At 55.4% G+C, this 23930-nt stretch carries 19 protein-coding genes; 9 read left to right on the forward strand and 10 right to left on the reverse strand.

What is annotated here, in order from left to right; translation table 11 throughout:
- Positions 1–248 precede the first annotated feature (248 nt).
- The 8 genes from B3397_RS12920 to B3397_RS12955 all read left to right on the forward strand — a co-directional run bounded on the left by B3397_RS12920 (position 249) and on the right by B3397_RS12955 (position 8659).
- The gene (locus B3397_RS12920; RefSeq protein WP_296250623.1) at positions 249–1388 is read left to right on the forward strand and encodes an acyltransferase family protein; all 1140 of its coding nucleotides are present in this window, start codon (positions 249–251) and stop codon (positions 1386–1388) included.
- Positions 1389–1863: 475 nt separating this feature from the next.
- A complete protein-coding gene (locus B3397_RS12925) occupies positions 1864–2883 on the forward strand; it encodes a glycosyltransferase (RefSeq protein WP_296250625.1) in 1020 nt (339 codons plus the stop codon).
- Positions 2884–2887: 4 nt separating this feature from the next.
- A complete protein-coding gene (locus B3397_RS12930; RefSeq protein WP_296250626.1) occupies positions 2888–4021 on the forward strand; it encodes an NAD(P)/FAD-dependent oxidoreductase in 1134 nt (377 codons plus the stop codon).
- Complete coding sequence (locus B3397_RS12935) at positions 4008–5789, forward strand: hypothetical protein (protein WP_296250628.1); 1782 nt, start codon at positions 4008–4010, stop codon at positions 5787–5789. Before B3397_RS12930 ends, B3397_RS12935 begins: the two co-directional genes overlap by 14 nt.
- A 64-nt stretch (positions 5790–5853) precedes the next feature.
- Positions 5854–6636, forward strand: coding sequence for a pyridine nucleotide transhydrogenase (locus tag B3397_RS12940; protein ID WP_296250631.1), 783 nt, complete (start codon positions 5854–5856; stop codon positions 6634–6636).
- Between the two features lie 4 nt (positions 6637–6640).
- Positions 6641–7477, forward strand: coding sequence for a sugar phosphate isomerase/epimerase family protein (locus B3397_RS12945; protein WP_296250634.1), 837 nt, complete (start codon positions 6641–6643; stop codon positions 7475–7477).
- On the forward strand, positions 7474–7827 hold the full coding sequence (locus B3397_RS12950) for an SMR family transporter (protein WP_296250636.1): 354 nt from the start codon (positions 7474–7476) through the stop codon (positions 7825–7827). Before B3397_RS12945 ends, B3397_RS12950 begins: the two co-directional genes overlap by 4 nt.
- A 34-nt stretch (positions 7828–7861) precedes the next feature.
- The gene (locus B3397_RS12955; RefSeq protein WP_296250637.1) at positions 7862–8659 is read left to right on the forward strand and encodes a glycosyltransferase family 2 protein; all 798 of its coding nucleotides are present in this window, start codon (positions 7862–7864) and stop codon (positions 8657–8659) included.
- 85 nt (positions 8660–8744) lie between these two features.
- Here B3397_RS12955 and B3397_RS12960 read toward each other — a convergent pair whose 3' ends face one another.
- The 7 genes from B3397_RS12960 to B3397_RS12990 all read right to left on the reverse strand — a co-directional run bounded on the left by B3397_RS12960 (position 8745) and on the right by B3397_RS12990 (position 21061).
- Positions 8745–12494 carry a glycosyltransferase gene (locus B3397_RS12960; RefSeq protein ID WP_296250639.1) on the reverse strand — a complete coding sequence of 1250 codons (3750 nt, stop codon included), beginning with the start codon at positions 12492–12494 and terminating at the stop codon, positions 8745–8747.
- Positions 12494–14302 (reverse strand): methyltransferase domain-containing protein, encoded by a 1809-nt coding sequence (locus B3397_RS12965; protein ID WP_296250642.1) that lies wholly within the window; start codon positions 14300–14302, stop codon positions 12494–12496. Before B3397_RS12965 ends, B3397_RS12960 begins: the two co-directional genes overlap by 1 nt.
- A complete protein-coding gene (locus B3397_RS12970; protein WP_296250644.1) occupies positions 14299–15516 on the reverse strand; it encodes an ABC transporter ATP-binding protein in 1218 nt (405 codons plus the stop codon). Before B3397_RS12970 ends, B3397_RS12965 begins: the two co-directional genes overlap by 4 nt.
- The gene (locus B3397_RS12975; RefSeq protein ID WP_296250646.1) at positions 15513–16307 is read right to left on the reverse strand and encodes an ABC transporter permease; all 795 of its coding nucleotides are present in this window, start codon (positions 16305–16307) and stop codon (positions 15513–15515) included. Before B3397_RS12975 ends, B3397_RS12970 begins: the two co-directional genes overlap by 4 nt.
- Before the next feature lie 2 nt (positions 16308–16309).
- On the reverse strand, positions 16310–17671 hold the full coding sequence (locus B3397_RS12980) for a phosphomannomutase (protein WP_296250648.1): 1362 nt from the start codon (positions 17669–17671) through the stop codon (positions 16310–16312).
- Between the two features lie 141 nt (positions 17672–17812).
- Positions 17813–19258 carry a mannose-1-phosphate guanylyltransferase/mannose-6-phosphate isomerase gene (locus tag B3397_RS12985; RefSeq protein ID WP_296250651.1) on the reverse strand — a complete coding sequence of 482 codons (1446 nt, stop codon included), beginning with the start codon at positions 19256–19258 and terminating at the stop codon, positions 17813–17815.
- A gap of 312 nt (positions 19259–19570) precedes the next feature.
- A complete protein-coding gene (locus B3397_RS12990) occupies positions 19571–21061 on the reverse strand; it encodes an MBL fold metallo-hydrolase RNA specificity domain-containing protein (RefSeq protein ID WP_296250654.1) in 1491 nt (496 codons plus the stop codon).
- Between the two features lie 186 nt (positions 21062–21247).
- Here B3397_RS12990 and B3397_RS12995 point away from each other — a divergent pair, with 186 nt between their 5' ends.
- The gene (locus tag B3397_RS12995; RefSeq protein WP_296250657.1) at positions 21248–21583 is read left to right on the forward strand and encodes a YceK/YidQ family lipoprotein; all 336 of its coding nucleotides are present in this window, start codon (positions 21248–21250) and stop codon (positions 21581–21583) included.
- 87 nt (positions 21584–21670) lie between these two features.
- Here the strand turns inward: B3397_RS12995 and B3397_RS13000 are convergent, their stop codons facing one another.
- The 3 genes from B3397_RS13000 to B3397_RS13010 form a co-directional block, all read right to left on the reverse strand.
- Positions 21671–21934 (reverse strand): hypothetical protein, encoded by a 264-nt coding sequence (locus B3397_RS13000; RefSeq protein WP_296250659.1) that lies wholly within the window; start codon positions 21932–21934, stop codon positions 21671–21673.
- A gap of 215 nt (positions 21935–22149) precedes the next feature.
- On the reverse strand, positions 22150–22416 hold the full coding sequence (locus B3397_RS13005; protein ID WP_296250660.1) for a DUF2513 domain-containing protein: 267 nt from the start codon (positions 22414–22416) through the stop codon (positions 22150–22152).
- A gap of 78 nt (positions 22417–22494) precedes the next feature.
- Positions 22495–23373 (reverse strand): PhzF family phenazine biosynthesis protein, encoded by an 879-nt coding sequence (locus B3397_RS13010; protein ID WP_296250663.1) that lies wholly within the window; start codon positions 23371–23373, stop codon positions 22495–22497.
- Between the last annotated feature and the right edge of the window lie 557 nt (positions 23374–23930).

Genomic DNA, 23930 nt, shown 5'->3' on the forward strand with positions numbered 1-23930 from the left:
GAACGCCAGCGGCAACAGGCCGGACAGATAGCAGAGTTGGAGATCGCGCTAGCACCGCATCGATGACTACGCAATAAGACGACCGCTCGCGACCACTAACTGTGCAGACAAAAAGGTTGTCAAAATATGTCCCTTGATACAAGCTATAGGCTAGGCGGCACCGTTTTCTTTGATCATAAGTTTAGGCAATAACCCTTGCTTAAGCCTGCCCCGCGTCCAGACCTCAAATGTATTAACCGAGCCTACCCATGCAGAAAAATGACAGGGCGTTGTTCGCCAATCAACTCCGAGCGATTGCGATCATCGCCGTACTTATCGTTCATTGGTGTGGTATTTATTGGTACGCCCGCGACACGGTTGCAAGTTATATCCACGCCCCCGTCATCGAAGGCCCACCCTCCTCACTCATTCTTTATCTCACCATTCCAAGCTTCAACTATGGACCCTTCGGTGTTGCGGTATTTTTTCTAATTAGTGGCTTCGTCATTCCTTTTTCACTCGCACGCCTATCACCCATCCAATTTCTCATATCCAGGGCCTTTCGAATCTACCCGACGTACATCATTGCGTCGTTAATCATGTTAGTGCTCGTGTTTCTCTCAAGTCGTTACTGGGGCACCCCCCTGGAGGTGTCGCCTACAACATTTGCCTATAACCTAGGACTGATCAACGGAAACTTCTTTGTGCCATCCATTGACTTGGTAAACTGGACTCTGGCCATCGAGGTGAAGTTCTACCTTCTGTGCGCGCTGATGTATTCCTCAATCAAGAATGGCCGCATCACTCACTACATCGGGGCCGCCGTAGTGATCCTGGCATTCTGTGAGTGGCAGGACCCCCTTTTCGCTCACTTCGGCCTGTCTACGCCTTCTTTTTCATATGACGCACTAAAAACAGAACTGATGTGCATAATTTTCATGCTGATCGGCACCTGCTTCTATCATCACTATATAGGCAACAAGACCATCCGCGATCTGGTCATTGGCGCAGCGAGCCTGTTCATACTATTCATACTCTGCTGGCCGCACACCTCATGGTTAGGGCAGATTCCTACAGTTGCACAAAACTATTTCTACGCGCTAGTGGTTTTCTCCTTCGCCTATGGCTTCAGACGCTACGCGCGTCCTTTCGCCCCGCTGGACTTCGTTGCCAACATCAGTTACTCAATCTATGTGCTTCACTCTATAATAGGCTATCTGACCATCCGCATATTGATGGATCTGAAGCTTTCGTTCCCTGCCTCACTGCTAGGCACTGTTATCTTCGTTTTTGCACTTTCCTACGGACTTCATAAGCTGGTCGAGATGCCGACCATGCGCCTAGGCAAGCGGGTTGCTGCTGGCGTGAAAGGCGCACACCCCACTACTCTGGAGGCCGGCCGCGCCTAGTCTGTCAGACACGCTGCGGATTAATTCACCCTGTATGCCCTCCCCTCATTCACCCTGGCCCAAAGCGGGCCAGCGTGGGCTAGCTTCTGTACCGCTTTTCATTCTCCCCAGCCTCCCCCAAACACACAACACCCCCATGCCCCACATCCCTAATAGGCCCACCAGGTTCGAGTGATAGCTGCCCACCGCCATATCGGCTACTAAACCGGCACACTGGTTCGTGCGGGGCACCCGGACGCGGCTGTTTCAAAAAAACACCGACCGTGATAAGGTTATCGTTTGCACGTCGCTACTTTTGGTATAACGTTGCTTGGTACCCCTTGAATCAATTTTTTACATTAACTTTGAAAGAGCACAGGCGTATGGAAAGCACCTCCGGCACAATGGAAGATCCTCTCCACCAAGGCATCGTTCAGTAGACCGCCGCCCTGCGTTTCCCATTTCAAGTTCACGTCGGACTCACGGAGAGGACCACATGCCGTTTCACCCCTGCTTCTTATCTGTTGTATTTGTATTAAGAAACCAAGCAAACGAAGCTGAAGAGATATTAACCAAAGCAACGCACTCATTGTCGTCCGTGGTTGCAGACTACGAACTTATCGTTGTAGACAACTCTTCCACCGACAACAGCGTAGGAGTGCTCAAGCAGATCACTAGTGTCGCTGGTTTGGCCAACATTCAGGTGTATACGCTTACCAAGGAAGTCGACAACGATACTGCCGCCTGGGTGGGGCTGGAAAATGCCTTGGGCGACTTCGTGGCGGTCATCGACCCGATGCACGATGATGTAACATTCATTCCGGAAATGCTCAAGCAAGCTGTTTCTGGAGCTGATGTGGTGTTTGCCACTAACACCAATAAAAAAAATCAGAGCCTGCTTTACCGGGGAGCACACGGCGTGTTCAACACCTTATTCAACAGTTTCAACGGGGTCAATCTGGGCAGGGATGCACCCACCTTCAGAATCCTCAGCAAGCGTGTCATCAACTTTATTCTGCAACACCCACAGCCGCATATCAGCTATCGGCACCTGCCCGCCACTGGCGGCTTTTCGAAGGTGCGCCTGACCTACTCTCACCGCTCGGATGCTCCCGAACCCAAGAAGCTATGGGACAGCATCGACCGCGGCATGCAGCTATTGGTCTCGACTACCCGGGCACCCATGAGGCTGGTCACGACCTTGTCGATGTTTGGTGCAGTCGCGAATCTGGTGTACTCGATCTATGTCGTGGCGGTTGCCATATTCAAGACCGACGTGGCCCCCGGGTGGATAAGCTTCTCACTGCAACAATCAGGCATGTTCTTCCTACTGTCGCTCGTCCTGCTTGTGCTCGGCGAGTACATCCTGCACATGGCGCGACTGAGTAACGAAGGCCCTGCCTACCATGTGGCACAGGAGTTCACCAGCGCGCGCATGACACGGCTCGACAAGTTGAATATCGAGGTAGTGGATGCAAGCGACGAGCAGCCCGAACATATTGATACGCGAGGCTGACACGGTGAGTCCCAGCAACAAGGTTTCGGCGGTCGTTGTAGGCGGTGGGTTCTATGGTGCTGCGATTGCCATCTATCTGGCCAAGACCGCAGGACTTCAAAGCGTAGTTCTTATCGAGCAGAGCGCTGATCTCCTCCAACATGCATCGCACAACAACCAGGCGCGGGTCCATAACGGGTATCACTACCCTCGCAGCTTTACCACGGCCTACCGCAGCCGGATCAACCTGCCCAATTTCATCAAGGATTGGTCGGACACTATCTCGACCGATTTTGAAAAAATCTACGCGATTGCACGCCGGAACTCCAAGGTCTCGTCGGCACAATTTGTCCGGTTCTGCGATAGCATCGGCGCGGTCATACGACCTTCCGGCGACAAGGTTCGCTCGCTGTTCAACCCGCATCTCATAGAAAGCGTGTTCACCGTTGAAGAATACGCTTTTAATACTAGGTTGGTGGCAGCCAAAGCCAAGAAGGAACTTGAGCATCTGGGCGTCAGACTACTCTTCAATACGACGGCGGTGTCGATTACCAGGGCCGCCGACGGCGGACTGAGGGTGATCAGCAGGACGCGCGATGCCACAGAGCAACTATGCTGCGATTTCGTGTTCAACTGCACCTATAGCGGCCTTAACCAACTGCAAGGTGAATTTCCCGGAATACAAACGCTGCTTAAGCACGAAATCACGGAAATGGCGCTGGTCCGGATGCCACCTGCTCTTCGTGATATCGGAGTCACGGTGATGGACGGCGCGTTCTTTTCGACCATGCCCTTCCCATCCCGGCAACTGCATACCCTGTCCCACGTGCGCTACACGCCGCATCTGTCATGGAGCGACGCAAGAGGGATAAATCCCTACGAAAGACTCGTGAACTACCCGAAAGTAAGCCGCGCCGATCGCATGATTCGGGATTCTAGCCGTTACATACCTTCCTTGAGCGCAGCGCAATACGTAGATTCACTTTACGAAGTGAAAACCATCCTTACCAAGAACGAAATCGACGATGGCCGCCCGATCCTGTTTGAAGAGGCTGCATCCCTTCCCGGATGTTTTTCCATCCTCGGTGGGAAAATCGACAACATTTACGACTGCTACGAGAAACTGGATAAAATGGAAGAACTTCATGCGCGCAAGTAGCTATCTTAATACGTTCTTGGCAAACAAGCGTATGGCGTTAGGCAGTTTCGCCGCGCTGTTGTTCCTCGCACAGCTTCTGGAAAGTCATCTCGGCCGTCTCATGCCTGCGATCCACGGTGACTGGGCCAGCCACGCAGCAACTTCGTTCTTCATACACGGGGGCTACGACCTGCATAGCCCAGCTATCAAAAGCGTGCTCAACGAGTTCACGATCTACCCACATATCACGTACTGGATGGCCTCGATCATCAGTACGGTCACTGAGCTTCCAGTGATTTACGCTCTTACGATCGTTGTGCAGTTCTCACTGATATTGTGCGCGCTGTTCTACGCTTTGCGTGCTTCGGACCAACTGGCCGGTGCGAGGATATCCCGGATCATCATCAGCTTGATCGTGATTGCGGCTGCGGTAGGCATCTTCAAATTCAGTTGGCGCGATCTCGTGATCAGTAACTCTTTCATCACCCAACTGGTCTCCTTGGCCTGGGCGCAGATCGCCATCTACCTAAACTCCAAATGCCGCCGACCTTGGCACCAGATCCTCCTCTACGCATGCTTCTCAGTCTGGCTGGTGAATATCCATGTGGTCGGTTTCGCCTGGTTCAGCGCGACGGCGCTGCTGATGGCACTTGGTGCTGCAGGGCAAAGCTTCAGGACCCGCGTGCTCACTGTTATTTCTATGGGCATACTTAGCGGCGCAACCTTAGCTCTGTCTCCCGGCGTGCTGGAAATGCTGCGTTTGGCGGGCACGGGCGGTGATCTACGGGTGTTTGCTTTCATCAATGCGCCGGACCATATTGGTTTTGTGTGGATGATGGCAGCGCTTTACACCATCGGCGTTGCCTCGATATTCGCGGGAGGTAAGCTATCGCTCGAAACATTGCAGCGAGCGGCCTGGACCGCGGCTGGGTTTATCTCCCTCGGCCCTCTGATCATTCTTTCCGGTATCACGGTGGTGATGAAGGGCGGCGGATGGTACCCGGTCGTGAAATGGCTGCCAATCCTCGTCTTGGAGTTCGCGCTGGTACTGCTCCTGCTGAAGCGACCCTTGAAGGAATTCCGACTCGGAGCGGCCGCGGTAACAGCGTTGGCCATGCTGTTTTTCGCTGTGCAATTACCGTTCTTCAGGAGCTCGATAGATCTGGAGCCAGGCGCTCTGGCAATGTCGAGTACGCCCTCCAAGACACATGCGCCGGCTGCGCAGGAAGCGTTCCCCAATTTGAGGGTCGCCCACCCGGCATTGAACTACTTTATCGCGAAGGCAGTGCTCGAGGCGCCCGCCACTCCGAACTACTATTCGTGGCTTAACGGCCAGCCTGGCAACTTCGCTCTACTGGAGCCATCAGATTTCAGCGCGGTACCGCCTACCCTTAAAAGAGGCGAGCACTTTGCCACGACTAGCAAAAATCATGAGGTATGGCGCGTACTCAATGGAAACTGGTGGCCGCCCGAGAGGACTCACACATGGGGTGCAGTTTCACCGGCGGTGTTCAGCTACTACGCCCAAGGCAAAGTAAGTGAGCTGCTGATCACAGGCCTGCCCGATCTCCGTCACGCATCTACGCGCACCTACTCAATCGGACTCAACGGCAAGTCCGTAGGCACTCTCGATGCCAATACAATGGACTTCCAGCGACCGCAGACTTACCACATTCAGCTGGCGCCGTATTCATTAGATAACACCAATCTTTTGAACATCTCCATTAGCTGGGAAAAGAATGCTCCGGACGATCTTGGGTTCGCGCTAGTTGAAGTCGGCTTCAGGTAACACCTTTATCAGATACGACGCGCTGTGATCGACACCACAGCGCCCCCCTCTCAGGAGTCGAACAGTGGAAAACTGCCTTATCGGTTATACAGGTTTTGTGGGAAATACCCTTCTCAAACAAACCACCTTCGAGCACCTCTATCGCTCTACCAACATCCAGGACATCGCGGGCCGTAGCTTTGAAATGGTCGTGTGTGCGGGTGCGCCAGCCGTCAAGTGGCTGGCGAACAAGGATCCTGCTAACGATGCCCGTGTTATCGACAGCCTCATCCAGAGATTGTCTACAGTGAACTGCAGGAAATTCATCCTGATCAGCACGGTAGATGTGTTCAAGGAACCACGAGGTGTAGATGAAGCATCCGAAGTGTTCCAAGATGGCTCGCAGGCCTATGGCTATAACCGCCGTCGCCTCGAGAAATTTGTCGAAAGTCATTTTCAAGACCACATGATAGTTCGCTTGCCAGGGTTGGTAGGCCCGGGACTGAAGAAGAATATCATTTTCGACCTACTCAACAACAACAACGTCGCTGGTATCAACGCGGCATCCGAATTTCAGTTTTATCCAATGGTAAACCTCTGGCCGGACATCCTCATCGCCGCACGCGCCGGGCTTAGGATCATTCATTTGACAAGTGAACCAATCAAAACTCAGACGTTAGCGGGAAGCGCGTTCAACATCGACCTAGCACTCTACGACACCGATGCGGCTGCTCACTACGACATGCGTACGCGCCATGCCGAACTCTACGGCGTCACGGGACTGTACCAGTACAGCGCGAGTGAAACGGTACAAGCCGCGCGGTGGTACAGCCAATCCGAGCCCAAAAAAGCGTTACTGGGAGGATAAACGCATGGAGCTTTCGATTTCCAATATTGCATGGGATGTCTCCGAGGACGTGAAGATAGCAGCCTTGTTGGACGAGAACGATGTTCGTCTGATAGACGTTGCACCAACCAAATACTTTCCGGATCTTGCTCAAGCAACCGAAGCCCAGGTACTTGCTGTGAAGCATTGGTGGAAGGATAGGGGGATAGAAATCTACGGTATGCAGTCGCTGTTGTTCGGCACTAATGGGCTGAACATGTTCGCGTCGTCAGAAGTGTGTGAGCGGATGCTGGCCCACCTGGCACAGGTTGCTCGCGTCGCCAGCGGCCTCGGGGTCCAGCGTCTAGTATTCGGCTCACCGAGGAACAGGGATCGTAGGGCGCTGAGCGACGAAGCCTGCGATGCAAGAGCAGTCAGTTTCTTTAGAGCCTTGGGCGCCGTTGGTGCTGACCATGGGGTAACATTCTGTCTGGAACCCAACCCCGAGCGCTACAACAGCAACTTCATGACCCATTCGCAGGACACTGCGCGGATCGTCAGACTGGTTGATCATCCGCATATTCGCATGCAGCTCGATACCGGGGCCATACTGATCAACGCAGAATCGCCGGTCAATGTGCTGACCCTTCACGGCGAGCTGATTGGCCACGTGCATCTGAGCGAACCCGGACTGGCCACCCTGGGCTCCGTCGGGTCGGATCACTCGACTATTGCAGCCGAGCTAGCCGCTCTCCGCCCGGATGACGTCTACGCCATAGAGATGCTGCCCACTGGGGAGGGATCTCAAGTCAAAGCTGTAAGCGAGGCCATTCGCTTCGCTACAGCCACTTACCGGCAGGCTGCGCAGCAGGTGGTCTCATGAAGTGGCTGATCCTTGCTTTGGGCATTCTGAGCAACGCATCGGCCAGCGTGCTGATCAAGATTGCGATGACCGCGCCCCGTAGTTTCCCATCACCAACGGATATGAAGGCTGCAATCCAGAACTGGCCATTCTGGCTAGGACTCGCGCTCTACGGGGCGGCGTTTCTGCTATATGCTCTCGCGCTCGCCAAGCTTCCGCTCAATGTGGCTCATCCGATCCTGACCGGTGGCGCGATTACCGCCGTTGCATTGTTTTCATTGCTGTTCTTCAAAGAATCTTTTCAATGGACAACAACACTCGGCATCATCCTCGTGATCATCGGTGTTGGGCTTATTACAGCGAAGGTATAATGTGAATCATCAACCTATAACAGGCTCAGCCATCATGCTCGACGACTCGAAATGGGATATCCCCGCTTTCAATACCGCCCGCTGGAAAGGTAAAACTACAAAATACTGTACCGTCATTCCGGTCATCAATGAGGGCAGCCGCATCGCTTCGCTGCTCAATCGCATGGCTGAGCTGAGCATTCCTGCGCTGACCGACATCATCATCATCGACGGTGGCAGCAATGATGGGTCACTGGCGGATGAGCTGCTAGACAGCTGCAATGTTGCCGGTCTGCTAGTCAAGACGGGGCCCGGCAAGTTGAGCGCACAGTTGCGTTGCGCCTACGCATTTGCGCTTCGTGAAGGTTACGAGGGTATCGTCACCATCGATGGCAACGACAAAGACGATCCAGTGGCGATACCAGAGTTTGTCGAGGCGCTGGACTCTTCCTATGACTTCGTACAAGGCTCACGATTCGTGGCTGGCGGCGTCGCCGTCAACACTCCCCTCTCGAGAGATCTGGCCATCCGTTTTATACATGCCCCCCTGCTCAGGATCTTCTCGGGATTCAAGTGGACAGATACTACCCAAGGTTTCCGTGCCTATAGCCGTAAGATGTTGCTGGCTCCTGGTATTGAACCCTTTCGGGCGCAGTTCAGCACCTACGAACTTCTAGCGTACCTAAGCTATCGCGCGCCCAAACAGGGGTTCAAATGTCTCGAAATTGGTACCTCCCGCCGCTATCCTGAAGGCGAAGTGCCCACAAAAATCAGCAGCTTCAAGGGCAACCTCTCAGTGATGACTATTCTAATCAAGTCATGCTTGGGACATTACAATCCAAGTGGTCGGTGATCAAAACGGTGCACTACCCGCGCACATGATTTCGGAGGAAGGGCAAATAGGATAAAACGGGCAGCCACCGCTGCCCGTCGGCCCATCAGCAGCTTTCGGCGGCTAAATGCTTGAATGGGCTACTCTTCAGTCCCACTTCGAGCAACGCATCGGCACTCTGCCCCCACGTCATCCATGGCATGCCATGAGTAGTAGGATGCTTGCCGCCGCTATAAAGCGACAGCCACTGCACGATCGCATTGGAAAGGTCCTGCGGGCTCTGGGATTTGAAATAGAACGCATGTTCGCCGGCCACTTCTCTAAAGACCAGCAGGTCACGTGCAATCACTGGTATGCCATGTTGCGCAGCCTCGATCAGTGGCAAGCCAAAGCCTTCTCCGCGAGATGCCGCTATAAGGCAGGTGGTCACCGAGTAGACGGACTCCAGACATTCATCACTCACTCCCTCCATCCAAAACAGCTGGCGATCACGTTCTGTATGAGCCCTGAGATTCTCAACGAGCTCCTCCACCATCCATCCCTGCTTGCCAATGATCACCAGATTCATTCGCTCACCGGCTTGCCACAGATGCTCGAAGGCGGCTAGGACCTCAGCATGCCCTTTTCTCGGCTCCAAGGTGCCTACCATCAGGAAGGTGGGATATTGATGGAGCTTCTGTAGCACCTCATCCATTTCAGCAGGTAGGCCATGAGAGGGCGTAGATTGCAAAATATCTGCGCCCAGATGAAACCAATCGAGCCTCGGCCGGCGCTGGTTCTCAGTAAGATTGCCATCCAGCCAAGCGGCCAGGTCGGCCTGCACAGCCTGAGAAATGCACAGAGCCGCATCGAACTGGGTGATTACCCTTAACCACTCCGTGAACAATCCAGCACCGTGAGGAGGAAAGCAATCCGGCAGCCCTAGCAGCAGCATGTCGTACACAACAAACTCAACCTTGACACCCGCCCGGTGGAGCATTTTCAGCTCCTGTTCCTGAGCCGGGACGATGGAAGGCTGGAAGTCCAATCCTATAAATACATCACCGGGCTCATAAACAATGGGCTCATCCTGAAGAACCTCCGACGGACAGTCTAGGAACCCTAATGTGAAACGCCTGGCGTAGAAATAGCCGGGCCGGTCAGCCGTCGCATAAACGGGCTCAACGCGGTATCCGATTGGCGGATTTAGCAACCAGTGTTTGAGAACACTGCGCACTACACGCTGAATCCCGCTACGAGCATCCCGCTGACAGAGCTCCGAGATATCAACAAAAAGCTGTTTTTGGAAAAATTTAGGCGGTAGACACCGGTCGATGCTGTTGGCAAGCGCCAATCGGTCCGCAGCGGTGTCGGGCTGCGCATCAAATTCTATAATAGCGTCCAGTAGCGCGGGCACAGAGTTCACGTGGCCGGCGTAAAATGCCTCTATGGCCTTCACATATCCATTCGCGCAATACCGTGGTGAATGACGTGTCTTAACGATGGCCTTCGCTTTCTGCGAGAGTCGTTTGCGGCGCTCGGGGTTACGCCATAGATCTGTAAGGGCTTCTGCCAGCTCCGAAACTTCAAAAGCATCGGGTAATTTCAGAACGCCTTCTTCAGGTAGGTCAGCCATACTGCCATTCGCGTTCGCGATGGTAGCGAGCCCGTAGTTCATACAGTCCAATACAGCCGCCGACGTCTCCCCCCGCGACAGCGTACGCAGCTGAACGCCTACGTCAGCAGCTGTCAGATATGCTTTGAACGTAGCAGCATCGTTCCAGCCCGTGATGCTAACGCGAGAAGACTTTTCATTGGACTTGATCTCGTCTCTGAGGCGAACACCATATTCCCCGCCTTCGTTCTCGCCCACAAATATCAGCACGCAATTTCGGTCCGATCCCATTGGTGAATCGAGCCATGCACTGAGAAGCCGATCGTTCAGCTTGCTAGGGCCCAGCAACCCGAAGCTACAAACTACGAAATCACTCTCACCCAAGCCAAGCTTCTTGCGCGCCGCCAGTTTATCAGCTGGTTGACTGTGGTCAGGGACCCGAAGCAAGGGTATGTCTGCCCACTGCTCTTGATCACCGGCACCGTACCACTGGGTGGCAAGACGTCTAGAGTGCTCGGAGTGGATAATGACACCAATGGCATCACGCAAAACGCTTAGATTGCATGGATATTTCCATACTACCTCAGCCTTGTTGTGCACGGAAAAGCGCGACTCGACCGCTTTGTACCCGTGTGCGGCATAAAGCTCATTAACCCAGGCCAACGGCTGAATACCATGGAACTCCATATGCGCTACGATGCCAGACAAGAAGAAGTCGTGCAGTACGACGGTACCTGGGATGGTTTTCAAGAGCCCAAACATATGCTGGTGAAAAGTTGAGTTACCGAAATGGTAAAGTACGCGATCGTATAGATGATAATTGCGCTCAAACCATTCAACCGAGCGAATTTTGCAATTGGCATTGATCCATGGACTATCGATCGTCGACTGGGCTACAACGACGTCAATATGGTAATGACGTGCAAGCTCGGGCAACAACTCAGCACTGTAGTCGCTGATCCCGCTCCGTTCCGGCGGTAAAGGCGACACGTAGGCAAGCCTGGGTTTTCGAGCTGGTGGGGTTAGCTCGTTCTGTGCGGCCAAGTGCTGAGCTACCGCGTGCTCCATCGCTTCGACGGCAGCAACTCCGGTTTTTTCCCATGAGAATGTTGCGGACTGAACCTTGGCATGCTGTTCCAGTTCTGCCCTGAAGGCTTCATCAGTCAAGACCTGGTTGAGTTTGTCCGTAAATTCTTGCTGGTCAAAGGGGTTGAATAGAGCCTGCGGCAAGCCTATCACTTCAGGAACACTTGATGTGTTCGCACCAATTACCGCACGTCCGCAGCACATTGCTTCCAGTGCTGGCAGACCGAAGCCCTCGTGCCATGAGGGGAAAACGAACGCTTTGGACAGATTGTATAGACCTACCAAGTCTTCTTCCGATACAAAACCAGTCAATATCAGATCGCCGCTCTTCAACCCTGCTTTTTTTGCCAGTTCCAATAACCGCGTCCGATCCGCAGGTTGTACCGAGCAAACTATTGCGAGCTGATGGTCTTTACGGGTTGCCTTGGGCATAGCGGCGAATGCCTGGATCAGGCCTTCGATGTTCTTGCGATGATCAATTCCGCCGGTGTACATCAGGAATGGTTTGACCAAGCCGTATTTACCTAACAGACCCTCCCGTTCGTCCGATGCCATTACTACAGATCTGAACGGGGCATCAGCCGCCGTAGAAATATTACTCACGGCGGTAGCAGGCAAAGAGAGGTACTTCAAGCCTTCGCTACGAGACGACTCTGAGATGGCCAGTACCGAATGAGCGCGGCGCAGGTGCCCAATCTTATTTTCATACCAGCGCTCGACTAACGGGTTTTCAAGATACGGTCGGCGATTGATCAGAGGGATAAGGTCGTAAAGTACGACAGCGGTCGGGACATTCGAGTTCAGCAGCCCAACGCTAGTGACGACGTTATCAACCAATCCTTCGAACAAGCTGCAGACCAGCACTATCGAAGGGTTCAGGCTTGCAAGGAAAGCTTCTCGTACAAGCTCCGCCGCACGACGCCGAGCATCGTTCTCTGGGTGGAGTTGGATAAGTGCACCTGGCGAATGCCAGACCCTGATATTTTCAGGTTTTACAATATCAGCAAAGGCCGCGCGCAGCTCATCGATACTCTCGGGGAAGGCATCATTCAGTGCGATGATCACCTCGTGTTTCCCTTGCGCAGCAATAGCCAATGCGAGCGACAACGAGTAACGACCAATTCCCCGCTTTCTGTTCTCTGCCTGGGCTCCCTGTAAATCAATAACGATGCGCATCAATGCCTAACCTTCGACTCATTCGAATTTTCCAGTGCCTGATAAATAGCGTTGGCACGGTGACTTACTGATGTATTCAATGGTTGCTTAAGACCATTGTGGACGATTACTGCAGGGCCCGGCGCCACCGGTGACTGATGACCAGGTCGGGCAAAACGACTAAGGCGAGCATGTAGCCGGGGACTTTTTTTCAAGAGGCCATTGAGCCGTGCCGCCAAGCGCGGGCGTGATATGACAAACCGCACACCTCGACCCGCCAGCCGTCGAACAATCGATTTGCACGCCCCAAGTGGCGACTTGACGATCCGAAGGGCGCCTCGGGCAACAACCCGCATCGGGCGTGTTATTCTCCAAGAAAAGCTACCAGTGACTCTTTTGAACTGGCTTTCATAAGCCATTGCCTGCTGGTACCAATGATGAGCATTGCCCAAGGAGTCATTGAGCTGCAGTTGAAGATGATCCACCGCGGATCCTTGTTGATCAACATGTGCACGCAACTCCTCCCGCTCCTGGGCACTCTGTCGAATCTCATTCCTGGCGAGCTCGAGGTCCGAAAGTAGTGCCTCGTATTGAAGAAGCTTTGCTTCATCTTCGGCCGATAACGATGACCCTACGACAGGGGCAGATTCTGAGGCCAGAGACGCCTCCGCCGAGGAGTTCTCCCCCGCGCACTTGAGGTCTGTCTCGAACTCCAGCTTTACTTCCAATCGCTGAAGCTCTTTACGCTGTTCGAAGAACTCCTGGGTCATCTGGTGAATCTGTTGACGAAGCACATCATTCGAAGCTTCGGTTGCAGCCTGTCTCGCTTCGGCATGCGCTGTGTGACGATGACTTTCACGCAGCGTGAGCTCCATCTCCTGTGTTCGAGCTTCCGCGCGGATGGCCCGAATTGCCGAATCCTGAAGTTGATGCCGTAACTGGTCGGCGATCGCTTCGATCTGTAGGGTACGCGCCTCCAACGCGAAAGATCGATGCTTGACCTGCGTGAGCTGGCCCTCAAGCGACGCCCCCTGCTCTCCCTGCCTCTCAACCTGCATCCTGAGCTCCGAAATACTACCTGTCAAAACGCTATCATACCGCGTTGCCAGCTCGTCGAGGGATAAGCCATAGGTCTTTTCGTAAGCTTCATCAAACTTCTGTAAAATTTCTCTGTCTGCACCCTTCTGGGCGACGATCGCATAATCCGGGCTGACACCCGAGAAAACAGCCATCAGGTCAATTTTGAAGTCTGGCTCATGCAATTGCGCCGGCTCTTGCAGCCGCATCAGTTTAGAGCGCAGAAACCCTGTATGCTCGGTGAGAAAACTTAATAGCAGATGCGGTATAGGGCGCTCATGGGTGGGATCCAGATAGAAGCTATTTGTCCCCACCACCAAATTCTCTGCATTAGGTGTCTCCAGTATCAATATACCACCAGGCTTGAGAACCCTGAGAGCCTCTGCCACCATCGTCTGCAGATCTGGAAACGGAACGTGTTCAGCAATGTGAAAGCCGCTAACCACTGATTGACTGTCATCCTCCAGTGTCGCTAGAAAAGCCAGAGCGTCACTCTCCCATGCCGGCAGCCCCCTTTCTTTGCAGGCTTCCAACATCCCCGAATCAAGATCGATTCCTTGAGCATTAAATCCGCAAGTGATCAGAATTTCGAGCCATTCACCGCGGCCACAGCCCAGGTCTACTGCGGCACACTCATCTGCGAGCTCGAGAAGCGGTTGGATGAAGGGTAGATAAACCTGCTGACGCTGGCTTATAAGCTCGCGGGTACCACGATGGCGATCTTCAAATGCACGGTAGAAAGTCGCACTCATCTAATGCACTCCACCGTGGGGGGCAACCATGAAACCCCTACAAACTCAGGCTTATTGACGTTCACAATATTGAAGACTAATGCATGATCCCGCCACTCATAATTGTGCGCCATATGACTATCAGTAGTATGCAAGGCCACCGCTACAGAATATGAACCTATTCCGAGATTAGCGGCGAAAGCGAATCGGTACTCCATCGTGTCACCCGGCTGCTGCTCAGCCAGTTTGCAACCCAAATGATGTGTATTGGTGCCGTAAACCTCTTGGCCCAATCGATCTTTGATCATGTAGCCCACCACCAGCTCGGGAATGGGCTTGTTGACATCCACCAGTATGCGGATGCCCACCGGCTGACCGACTGGGATGTACTCTATCGGCCCGCCAGTTTCGTCATGGATACTGACAGATCGAATCGTGGCCTCCGCCGAGCCCGACCGCGTCTGGACAGTACCATTCTCCAAGGTGACTACCTTGACCGTGGCATTTTCCTTTTCCGCGATGATCGCGTTGTAGAAGTCCATGACTTCTTCTGGCGGGCCGTCTTTGATAACCGTTCCTGATTCGAGAAGTATTGCCCGATTGCACAGCCCCTGAATTGCTCCCCGGTCGTGAGAAACAATTAGCAAAGTCGTACCCTGCTGTTGGAATTCTCTAATTCGGTCAAAGCTTTTATGCTGAAAATAGCTATCGCCAACTGACAACGCTTCATCAACGATGAGAATTTCAGGGCGAAAGGCTGTGGCCACAGCAAACGCGACTCGCATTTGCATCCCACTGGAATAGGTCCGAACGGACTCATCAAAGTACTCACCGATCTCCGCGAATGCTTCAATCTCAGCAATCACGGAATCCATCTGTTCGGTAGTAAAGCCCATCAGACCTGCAGCATGATAAACGTTCTGCCGACCGGATAACTCAGGATTGAAACCCATGCCTAGTTCCAAAATTGCGGCGATCCGTCCATTGACCTGGATAGCGCCAGCGGAAGGTTGCAGGGTCCCGGTAATCATTTTTAGTAGCGTAGACTTCCCAGCCCCGTTCTGCCCTACGATACCAATTGCCTCACCCGGTTGGATGTCAAAGCTAATATGTTTGAGTACCCAATGCTCTTCGGTAGGCGGGACAGGCAAGAAAAACCACCTGGCTATTCTCTGCCATTCAGAGCGATAGGTTCGGTATGCCTTACCAAGATCTTTAACACTCAGCAGACTCATAGAGCATCCACCATTTCAGGAGCCGCACGGCGAAATAGGAACAATCCAAGTAGCATCAGGCCAAACGCGAGACAGAAAGCAGAGACAATGTGATGCGTATCAGGTGAGTTGCCGTATACGAGAATATTTTGGTAAGACGTGACCAAAGGATACATAGGGTTGTAAATCAACGCAGAGCGCAGCCCCTCAGGGATTATGTTCACCGAATACACAATTGGCGTGAACCAAAATAGTATTTGCAGCACGATGGGTACTACCTGACCAATATCCCGAAGAAACACGTTGAGCACTCCCAGCACCAACCCTAGGCCTACGCCCAACGCTACCACCGCGAATGTCATGGGAATCAGCCAGATCATCTGCAACGTTGGAGAGTGCCCCAGGATCGCGAACACCGCTAGCACGGCCACAAACAAGAGCAAGTTGTTGAGCAGGCACGACCCCACCACGATTACCGGGAGAGCAATTCTTGGGAACCGCATCTTTTTCATAAGATTGCCGTTCTCGATGAAAATTGTCAGGCAGCGGGAAACAATTTCTGAAAACAGGTTCCACGCCAACATACCTGCCATCAGATACAGGGCGTAAGCATACTTGTTATCTATGCCTGGCAGCTTGGCTGCCAGGACATTGGACAGTATGAGAGCATAGATAGCGACTTGCGCCAGGGGATGAATAATCATCCAGAGCCCCCCCAAGCGGCTTCGGGCAAAACGTGCAATGAACTCGTTTTTAATCGAGCTGATCACAAAGCTTCGGTACTCCCAAAGCCCTCTCAACATACCAAACATAATTACCCCTGGATCAAACGCTCAATCTCAGCGACGCGCTGAGCTACCAATTCTTCACTGCCTCGGCTTTCCACGTTCAAGCGCAGCAAAGGCTCGGTATTCGAACCCCGCAAGCTGAAACGCCAATCGGCGAATTCCACGCTGATGCCATCGGTACGATCGACGCTCGGATTCTGCGCCGTGTAGAACGCCAGGATCTTCTCGATGGAGCCCTTCACGTCGTCAACCTTGTAGTTGATTTCGCCACTACAAGGGAACGCTTCGATGCGCTCGTCGACCAACTGAGCCAGAGTCTTGCCGGTAACGCTCATGAGTTCGGCGACCAACAGCCACGGAATATTGCCGCTGTCGCAGTAGGCGAAGTCACGGAAATAATGGTGCGCACTCATTTCGCCGCCGTACACCGCATCTTCCGAACGCATGCGCTCCTTGATGAACGCGTGGCCGGTCTTGCTTTGGATGGCCACACCACCCGCCGCTTCGACTTGCTCGATGGTGTTCCAGGTCAGGCGCGGGTCGTGGATGATCTTGCTGCCTGGGTGCTTTTTCAGCAGCATCTCGGCCAGCAGGCCGACCAGGTAGTAACCCTCGATGAAGCGACCCTTGTTGTCGAAGAAGAAGCAGCGATCAAAGTCGCCATCCCAGGCAATACCCATGTCAGCGCCATGTTCCAGCAAGGCACTGCGGGTCAGTTCACGGTTTTCCGGCAACAGCGGGTTTGGAACACCGTTCGGAAAGTTGCCATCAGGCTCGCCGTTGATAACGATCAGTTCCAGAGGCAGCTTGGCCTTCAGCAGTTCGATGGTAGGACCGACGGCACCGTTGCCAGGATCGGCCAGAACCTTGAGGGGTTTCAACGAACCGACGTCGATGTAGGTAAGCAAGTGATCGATGTAGGCGGCCTTGTCGAACGCTTCGCGAACGTGCCCTGGCGTAGCGGCTTTTTCGGCGAAATCACCGGCTTCGACGCGAGCGCGAATGGCTTCCAGCCCCGTGTCGCCACTGATCGGCTTGGAGTGCTCGCGCACCAGCTTCATGCCGTTGTACCCCTTGGGGTTGTGGCTGGCGGTGATCATGATGCCGCCGTCGGCTTTCAAGTGACTGGTGGCGAAGTAGACTTCTTCGGTGCCACACAGCCCCAGGTCCAGCACGTCGGCGCCGGCTTCGGTCAGACCTTTAATCAGGGCGGCGGCGAGGCCGGGGCTTTCCAGGCGCATGTCGCGCCCTACTACATAGGCTTTGCCGTGCAGTTCGGATACCAGAGCGCGGCCAATGCGGTAGGCGATGTCGTCGTTTAGATCGGCAGGGACCTGGCCGCGGATGTCGTAGGCTTTGAAGCAACGGGTCTGGATGGGGGAATACATGGCAATCGCTCGCTCTATATGGCCGATGCTGCAGTCATTGCAACGCCGGTTGATTGGACGGTCGCTGGCGGACGGCCAGCGCTGTTCGGCCCCCGTGCATGCACTGCTGCACGCAAGGAGGCCGATGGCGGGAGATGTCGGTTATTGCTTGTCAACGCGGCCGTAGACGTCTTCGAAGCGGACGATATCGTCCTCTCCCAGATAGTCGCCGCTTTGCACCTCGATCAACACGAGGTCTATGACACCGGGATTCTGCAATCGGTGCCTGTGCCCAGCACGAATAAATGTCGATTCGTTGGTGTCGAGCATCAATTCCTGCTCATCGTTAACCACGACGGCCATGCCGCTCACCACAATCCAGTGCTCACTGCGGTGATGGTGCATTTGCAGGGACAGAGAAGCTTTTGGCTTGACCACGATACGCTTGATCTTGAAGCGCTCGCCCTCTTCCAGAGTGGTGTAGGTACCCCACGGACGATTGACCGTGCGATGCAGCTTGTGCAAATGGTGACCATTGGCCTTGAGCTGCCCGACGATGTGTTTGACGTCCTGGCAGTGATCCTTGTGGGTGATCATCAGCGCGTCGGGGGTGTCGATAACCAGCAGGTCTTCGACGCCGACCAAAGCGGTCAGGCGGTCTTCGCTGTGAACGAAGTTGTTGCGAGCGTTGTGGGACAGCACTTCGCCTTCGAAACGGTTGCCATCGTTATCCGGGGTGGTCAGCTCGCTGACGGCATTCCAGGAGCCGATGTCACTCCAGCCGATGTCGCACGGTACGGTGGCCACTTTCTCCGAGCGCTCCATCAAGGCGTAGTCGACGGAGATGTCTGGCACTTTGGCGAAGGCTTCCGGGTCCAGCGACAGGCAGCGATAGCCAGTGGCATGGGTGAAGCGCGAAGCTTCCTTGGCCGCAGCGGCGGCTTCCAGTACGTCGGGAGCATGCTTCTTCAGCTCCTCCAGTACCGTGCCTACCTGGAAGCAGAACATGCCCGAGTTCCAGAAGTAGTTACCGGCGGCAACATAGCCTTGGGCCGTTTGCAGGTCTGGCTTTTCAACGAAACGCGCAACCTTGAGGGTGCCTTCGTGGCCGGTGCTGCTGCCCGCTTCGATGTAACCGAAGCCAGTTTCCGGGTACTGCGGCTTGATGCCGAAGGTCACCAACCAGCCTTGGGCCGACAGCATCACTGCCTTGGCTACGGCAGTGGCAAATGCCGCTTCATTCTGGATCAGATGGTCGGCGGCCAGTACCAGCATGTGCGCGTCGGGGCCGTGGGTGTCGTTCAGTTGCAGAGCAGCGGTGGCAACGGCGGCGGCGGTGTTGCGGCCAAAGGGTTCTAGAATGAAGCCCTGGGCGTGGCCGGCTTTATTGACGACACGGTACTCATCTTCGGTCTTGAACAGCAGTTCACGGTTGGTGACGGTCAGAACTTCGGCCACGCCTTCCAGCTTGGAAGCGCGTAGAAAGGTTTTCTGAATCAGATTCTGACCATCTGGTAGCGTCATGAAAGGCTTCGGATGGGCCTCGCGGGAAACGGGCCACAAACGACTACCCACACCACCGGAAAGAATTACGGGAATCAGGTTCATGCTTTGTATGGATCCTTAAAGTTGCCAACGGGAATCGGCAATATGAAATCAATCTGAACAGTCACGATTACTGTCGCTGTGTATCGAATTCATGCGGCTCCCAGCGCCGCAGACGACATCTACAACCACCTTTCCCTGCGGCAGTTCTAACGGCTGACTTGAGGAACAGGGCAGTAGAATATCAGAGAATATCCGCGCAGGCGCTAACGAAGATAAGTCTCTGATCGGTGTCCGCGACGGCTTGAACAAGCTCGTATTTGAACCGGTTGGGGAGCTGCCTCAAAAGCCCTTCAGATCATTGGGTGGAGTACTTCAGGCGTCCGACGCCATAGGGGCCTCTCGTAACACGTCGGTAGACGCCTGATTCAACTTCTCCCTAAGCACCCGCTTCGCCCTCTCCTCCCCATGCACCAACCGCACTTCCCCCGGCCACTCCCCCATCCCCTTCACGAAATCCACCAACCCCTGCTGATCCGCATGCCCGGAATATCCACCCAGCGTCGCAATCCCTGCCCGCACGCTGTACATGTCGCCATCCAGATCGATCGCCACAAACTCGCTTGCACCTTCACACGCCTGGATCACGGCTCCCGGTGTGCCTTTGGCCTGGTAGCCAATGAACACGACGTTATGGCGTTTATCGCCAAGCATCTTCTTCAGGTAGTTGACGATTCGCCCGCTGCTGCACATCCCGTTGCCGGCGATCACGATGGCGGGACGGCCTGTGCTGGCCAGATAGTTGACGACGCGTTCGTGGTCGGCGTGGCTGTCGATGGTGATCAATTGACGGAATGCGAGCGGTTTACGCCCCGCCCGCAGGCGACCTTGGGCTTCATCGTTCCAGAAAGGCTTCATCCGGCGGTACGCCTGGGTGAAGCGGCTGGCCAGTGGTGAGTCCAGAATCACCGGGAGTTCTGGCCATTGCATGGGTGGTGGCGGTGGCAGGTCGCAGATCCACTGTTCTTCGTTGACGTCGTACTCGCATTGGCTGCTTTCCGGGGCCCGTATGGCGGGTGCGTGGAGCAAGGCCTTGCGGTGCAGGATGTCTTCGATTTCGAACAACAACTCTTGAGTGCGGCCGATGCTGAAGGCGGGAATTAGGACGGTGCCGTGGTCTTGCAGAGCCCGGTCGATGACGGCTTCAAGCCGGCTTTTACGGGTGCTGCGATCTTCGTGGAGGCGGTCGCCGTAGGTGCTTTCCAGTACCAGGATGTCGGCGCGCTCGGGGGATTGGGGCGGACGCAAGAGAGGGGTGTGGGGCGCGCCGAGGTCGCCGGAGAAGACGATGCGCTTGTTGACGCCGGTGGCTGGGTAATCGAGGTCGCATTCTACGTAGGCGGAGCCGAGGATGTGTCCGGCGCGTTGCAGGCGGACTCGGCATTTGAGTGAAGCGTCGTCGATCAGGGTGTGCCATTGGTTGTAGGGCACGGCGACGATGTGTTGCTGAACGAGGTTGATGTAGCGATCGACGGTTTTGCGGTCGCGGGTGAAGGTCAGGCGAAAGGCATCCTCCAGGACCAGAGGCAGGAGCTCAGCCGAGGGTTGGCTGCAGAGAATGGGACCTTTGAAGCCCGCGGCGAGCAGGTAGGGCAGTCGGCCGACGTGGTCGATGTGGACGTGGGTGATCACCAGTGCGCGAAGGGTGTCCAGGGCGAATTCGATAGTGGGTTCGCCTTTTTCATCGGCGCCCTGAAATAGGCCGCAGTCTATGAGCAGGCTGGCGGTGGGGGTCATTTCGAGTTGATGGCAGGAGCCAGTGACAGCGTCGGCGGCGCCGTGATGGATGATGTCGGGGTATGTCATTGGAGGTCCCTTCCGCTGGGTGAGTGGTGAGGGGGTATTAGGGCATGCGGTGGGAATGGTTCGTATTTGAGAATGGGGGTTTGGGGTGTAGGACGTTTCTGGGTTTGCCAGGGGCATAGGGGCTGGCTGGTGCGGCGTGTCAGGGATGTTGTATGGTGCGCGGCAAATTTGACAAGGAAGGTTCTTATGAAAGGTCTGGTTCTGGTGGCGTTGTTAGGGTTGCTGGCGGGATGTGGAACCATCAATACCGTGGCGCGGGACGATGTGGTTACCAGTGACTATTTGAAGGAAGTGCGTTCGTTTTGCGGGGCAGTGCCGCGGGTTTATAGCGGGGTGATGTTCGATTTCTGTGTGTTGCATGGGGAAGGACCCAAACCTGGCCGGAATGGTTATGGCGGCGGCAACGACCCATGGTGGTTGGTGATCGATATGGGGCTGTCGGGGGTGCTGGATACGCTGGTGCTGCCGTATACGATTTATCGGCAGCATATGGATGGGAGTATTGAGGTAGTGGGTGGGTAGATTTGTGGGGGATGGTTAAGTTGGCGGGGGATGGTCCCCTCACCCCAGCCCTCTCCCTGAGGGAGAGGGGGCCGATCTGGCTTTGGATCAGTGTACGGATACGGTGGCGGGGACGGTGGTGTTCAGGAACTTGGTGACGCCTTTGACCCAGAAGCGGCGGTGGCTGGCTTTGTCTGGGGCTACGGGGGTTTCGCCGGTCCAGCTGGTCTTGCTTTTGAGTTCGGTGCGGTACGCTTCCCACTCCATGGCTTCGGCAGCCTGGCGGGCGCGTTTTTCGTCTTCGAACCAGCCGAGGACGTAGACCTCGCCTTGATCGCGTCCGTGTTCAACCAGTAAGTAGATATTGTCCATCGGGGGTGCCCTGTCAGTTGCGGGTGGTCGCCCGGGTTTTGGAGGGCGTTGACAGGGTAACGGCAGGGTTGCGGGGAAGTTTAGGGTTGGCTGGATTGGGATTTTCGGGTGGGGCTTGGGGATTTGTGGTGGATGGCACCCTCTCCCCAGCCCTCCCGGATCGCCGTATCGCCATGAGGAAGCGGGGCTAGGGGCGAAGAACCGCGACTGTTCAATCAGCCTCGCAAGCGATCCAGGAGATCGTGACCTGCCCAGCTCAATGACGTCAGCACCTGCCCCTTCCCTTCCGCCAGCGCTTCGGCGCGAATCAAGCCTTCTTCGATCAGCAGATCCAGCGCATAAACCGCCTCGTCGACGCTGCCTGGAATCCGGATGTCCTCCTTGAGCACTTCTTGTAGGGCCTGGCCTTGAGGGATGCCGGCGTGGTCGGCGGTTTCGACCAGTTGCAGGTAGTGTTGGATGTATTTCCAGTTGCGTTTCAAGTCGCTCTCCCCTATCGGCCGGCTGCCGCGTGTCGTTGCGCTGTGACCACGGCGGACCGGCCAAGTTCTGCGCGGGCCTTAGGGGGTGAGGTGGCCGTCGAGGCAGGTGACGGCGGCGCCGGCGACTTTGATGGCGTTGTCGCTGATGCTCAGGCGCAGTTTACCGGCGCGGCCCAGGGCGGCGCCTTGGGAGACGAGCAGTTCGTGGCCCAGGGTAGCGGTTTGGCCAGTGGCGCGGATGAAGGCGGCGACGGCGCCGTTGCCACTGCCACAGACGGGGTCTTCGGCGGGGCCGCAGGTGGGCGCGAAGGCACGCACTTCGATGTGCTCGGCATTGCCGGCTGGGTAGGCACCAAAGATAACGATGCCGGTGGTGCGGGCGCGGTGGTCGTGGGCGGACATGCGTGAGAAGTCGGGCATGACGGAGAGCACGGTCTGCGCATCGCGCATCTGTGCGATCAACCAGCGTGGGCCGACGTCGATGACGCAAGGGGTGTGTTCGCGCAGCACGGGGGCGCCGAGGATGGCTTGCAGTTCGTCCAGCTCGGCATCGGTCACCGGAGTGATGCCAGGCTGGGGCAGTTCGAAGGCGATCCACTGGGCGCCGTTGGCTTGGCGGGTGACTTGCAGGTTGATCAGGCCGGCGGCGCACTCTTGGACCAACTGGCCGTTATTCGCCTGGATAAGGCCGGCTTCGAGCAGGGCGTGAGCGGTGCCGATGGTGGGATGCCCGGCGAAGGGCAATTCGTTGCTGGGGGTGAAGATGCGTACCCGGTAGTCCGCGCCAGGCTGCGTGGCGGGCAGCACGAAGGTGGTTTCCGAGAGGTTGGTCCAGTTGGCGATCTGTTGCATCTGTTCGGTGGTCAGGTCGCCGGCTTGCAGGATCACGGCCACCGGGTTGCCTTTGTAGCGCTGTTCGGTGAAGACGTCGACCTGCTTGAACGCTAGGGATTGCATGCTGCCTCCTGGTCTGGAATTCGAACGTAGAGCCTAGGGGTAGTTTGGCAGTTGTTACAGGTGCAGTTGGGGACGAGTTTCGCCTGTACAGTTTTGCTGGGTATGGCAAGCGGAAAAATATATCGAGAAATATCGCGCTGGGGCTTGATGCGGGGGGCGATGTGTTCGATATTGCAGTTATTCAACCCCCTTCCCTTTTTTAGTATTGCCCTTGGCGTCTTTTCCGGATGCTGGGCGGTAGCTTTGTGCGTGGGTGTTTTTTGGGGTTGGGGTGGGGTTTTGGGTGGCCTCTTTGCGGCTGTACGCCTGGAGTGGACTGGCGCAATTCATTGTAGGAGCGGCGTTGAGCCGCGAAGGCGTAGTTACAGGCGCCGGGGATTTTGTGCCAGCAGTAGCGGCCTCTTCGCGGCTTTACGCCGCTCCTACAGGGGGGGTGTGATCGGCGGTGGACTGGCGCATTCATTGTAGGAGCGGCGTTGAGCCGCGAAGGCGTAGTCGCAGGCGCCGGGGGTTTTGTGCCAGCAGTAGGGGCCTCTTCGCGGCTGTACGCCGCTCCT

Source organism: Pseudomonas sp. UBA4194 (assembly GCF_002379585.1).
In the GTDB taxonomy this organism is placed as follows: domain Bacteria; phylum Pseudomonadota; class Gammaproteobacteria; order Pseudomonadales; family Pseudomonadaceae; genus Aquipseudomonas.

Coding starts and splice junctions, on each gene's coding strand:
- B3397_RS12920 (WP_296250623.1), top strand. CDS start 249: ATGCAGAAAAATGACAGGGCGTTGTTCGCCAATCAACTCCGAGCGATT.
- B3397_RS12925 (WP_296250625.1), top strand. CDS start 1,864: ATGCCGTTTCACCCCTGCTTCTTATCTGTTGTATTTGTATTAAGAAAC.
- B3397_RS12935 (WP_296250628.1), top strand. CDS start 4,008: ATGCGCGCAAGTAGCTATCTTAATACGTTCTTGGCAAACAAGCGTATG.
- B3397_RS12945 (WP_296250634.1), top strand. CDS start 6,641: ATGGAGCTTTCGATTTCCAATATTGCATGGGATGTCTCCGAGGACGTG.
- B3397_RS12950 (WP_296250636.1), top strand. CDS start 7,474: ATGAAGTGGCTGATCCTTGCTTTGGGCATTCTGAGCAACGCATCGGCC.
- B3397_RS12955 (WP_296250637.1), top strand. CDS start 7,862: ATGCTCGACGACTCGAAATGGGATATCCCCGCTTTCAATACCGCCCGC.
- B3397_RS12960 (WP_296250639.1), bottom strand. CDS start 12,494: ATGCGCATCGTTATTGATTTACAGGGAGCCCAGGCAGAGAACAGAAAG.
- B3397_RS12965 (WP_296250642.1), bottom strand. CDS start 14,302: ATGAGTGCGACTTTCTACCGTGCATTTGAAGATCGCCATCGTGGTACC.
- B3397_RS12970 (WP_296250644.1), bottom strand. CDS start 15,516: ATGAGTCTGCTGAGTGTTAAAGATCTTGGTAAGGCATACCGAACCTAT.
- B3397_RS12975 (WP_296250646.1), bottom strand. CDS start 16,307: ATGTTTGGTATGTTGAGAGGGCTTTGGGAGTACCGAAGCTTTGTGATC.
- B3397_RS12980 (WP_296250648.1), bottom strand. CDS start 17,671: ATGTATTCCCCCATCCAGACCCGTTGCTTCAAAGCCTACGACATCCGC.
- B3397_RS12985 (WP_296250651.1), bottom strand. CDS start 19,258: ATGAACCTGATTCCCGTAATTCTTTCCGGTGGTGTGGGTAGTCGTTTG.
- B3397_RS12990 (WP_296250654.1), bottom strand. CDS start 21,061: ATGACATACCCCGACATCATCCATCACGGCGCCGCCGACGCTGTCACT.
- B3397_RS12995 (WP_296250657.1), top strand. CDS start 21,248: ATGAAAGGTCTGGTTCTGGTGGCGTTGTTAGGGTTGCTGGCGGGATGT.
- B3397_RS13000 (WP_296250659.1), bottom strand. CDS start 21,934: ATGGACAATATCTACTTACTGGTTGAACACGGACGCGATCAAGGCGAG.
- B3397_RS13010 (WP_296250663.1), bottom strand. CDS start 23,373: ATGCAATCCCTAGCGTTCAAGCAGGTCGACGTCTTCACCGAACAGCGC.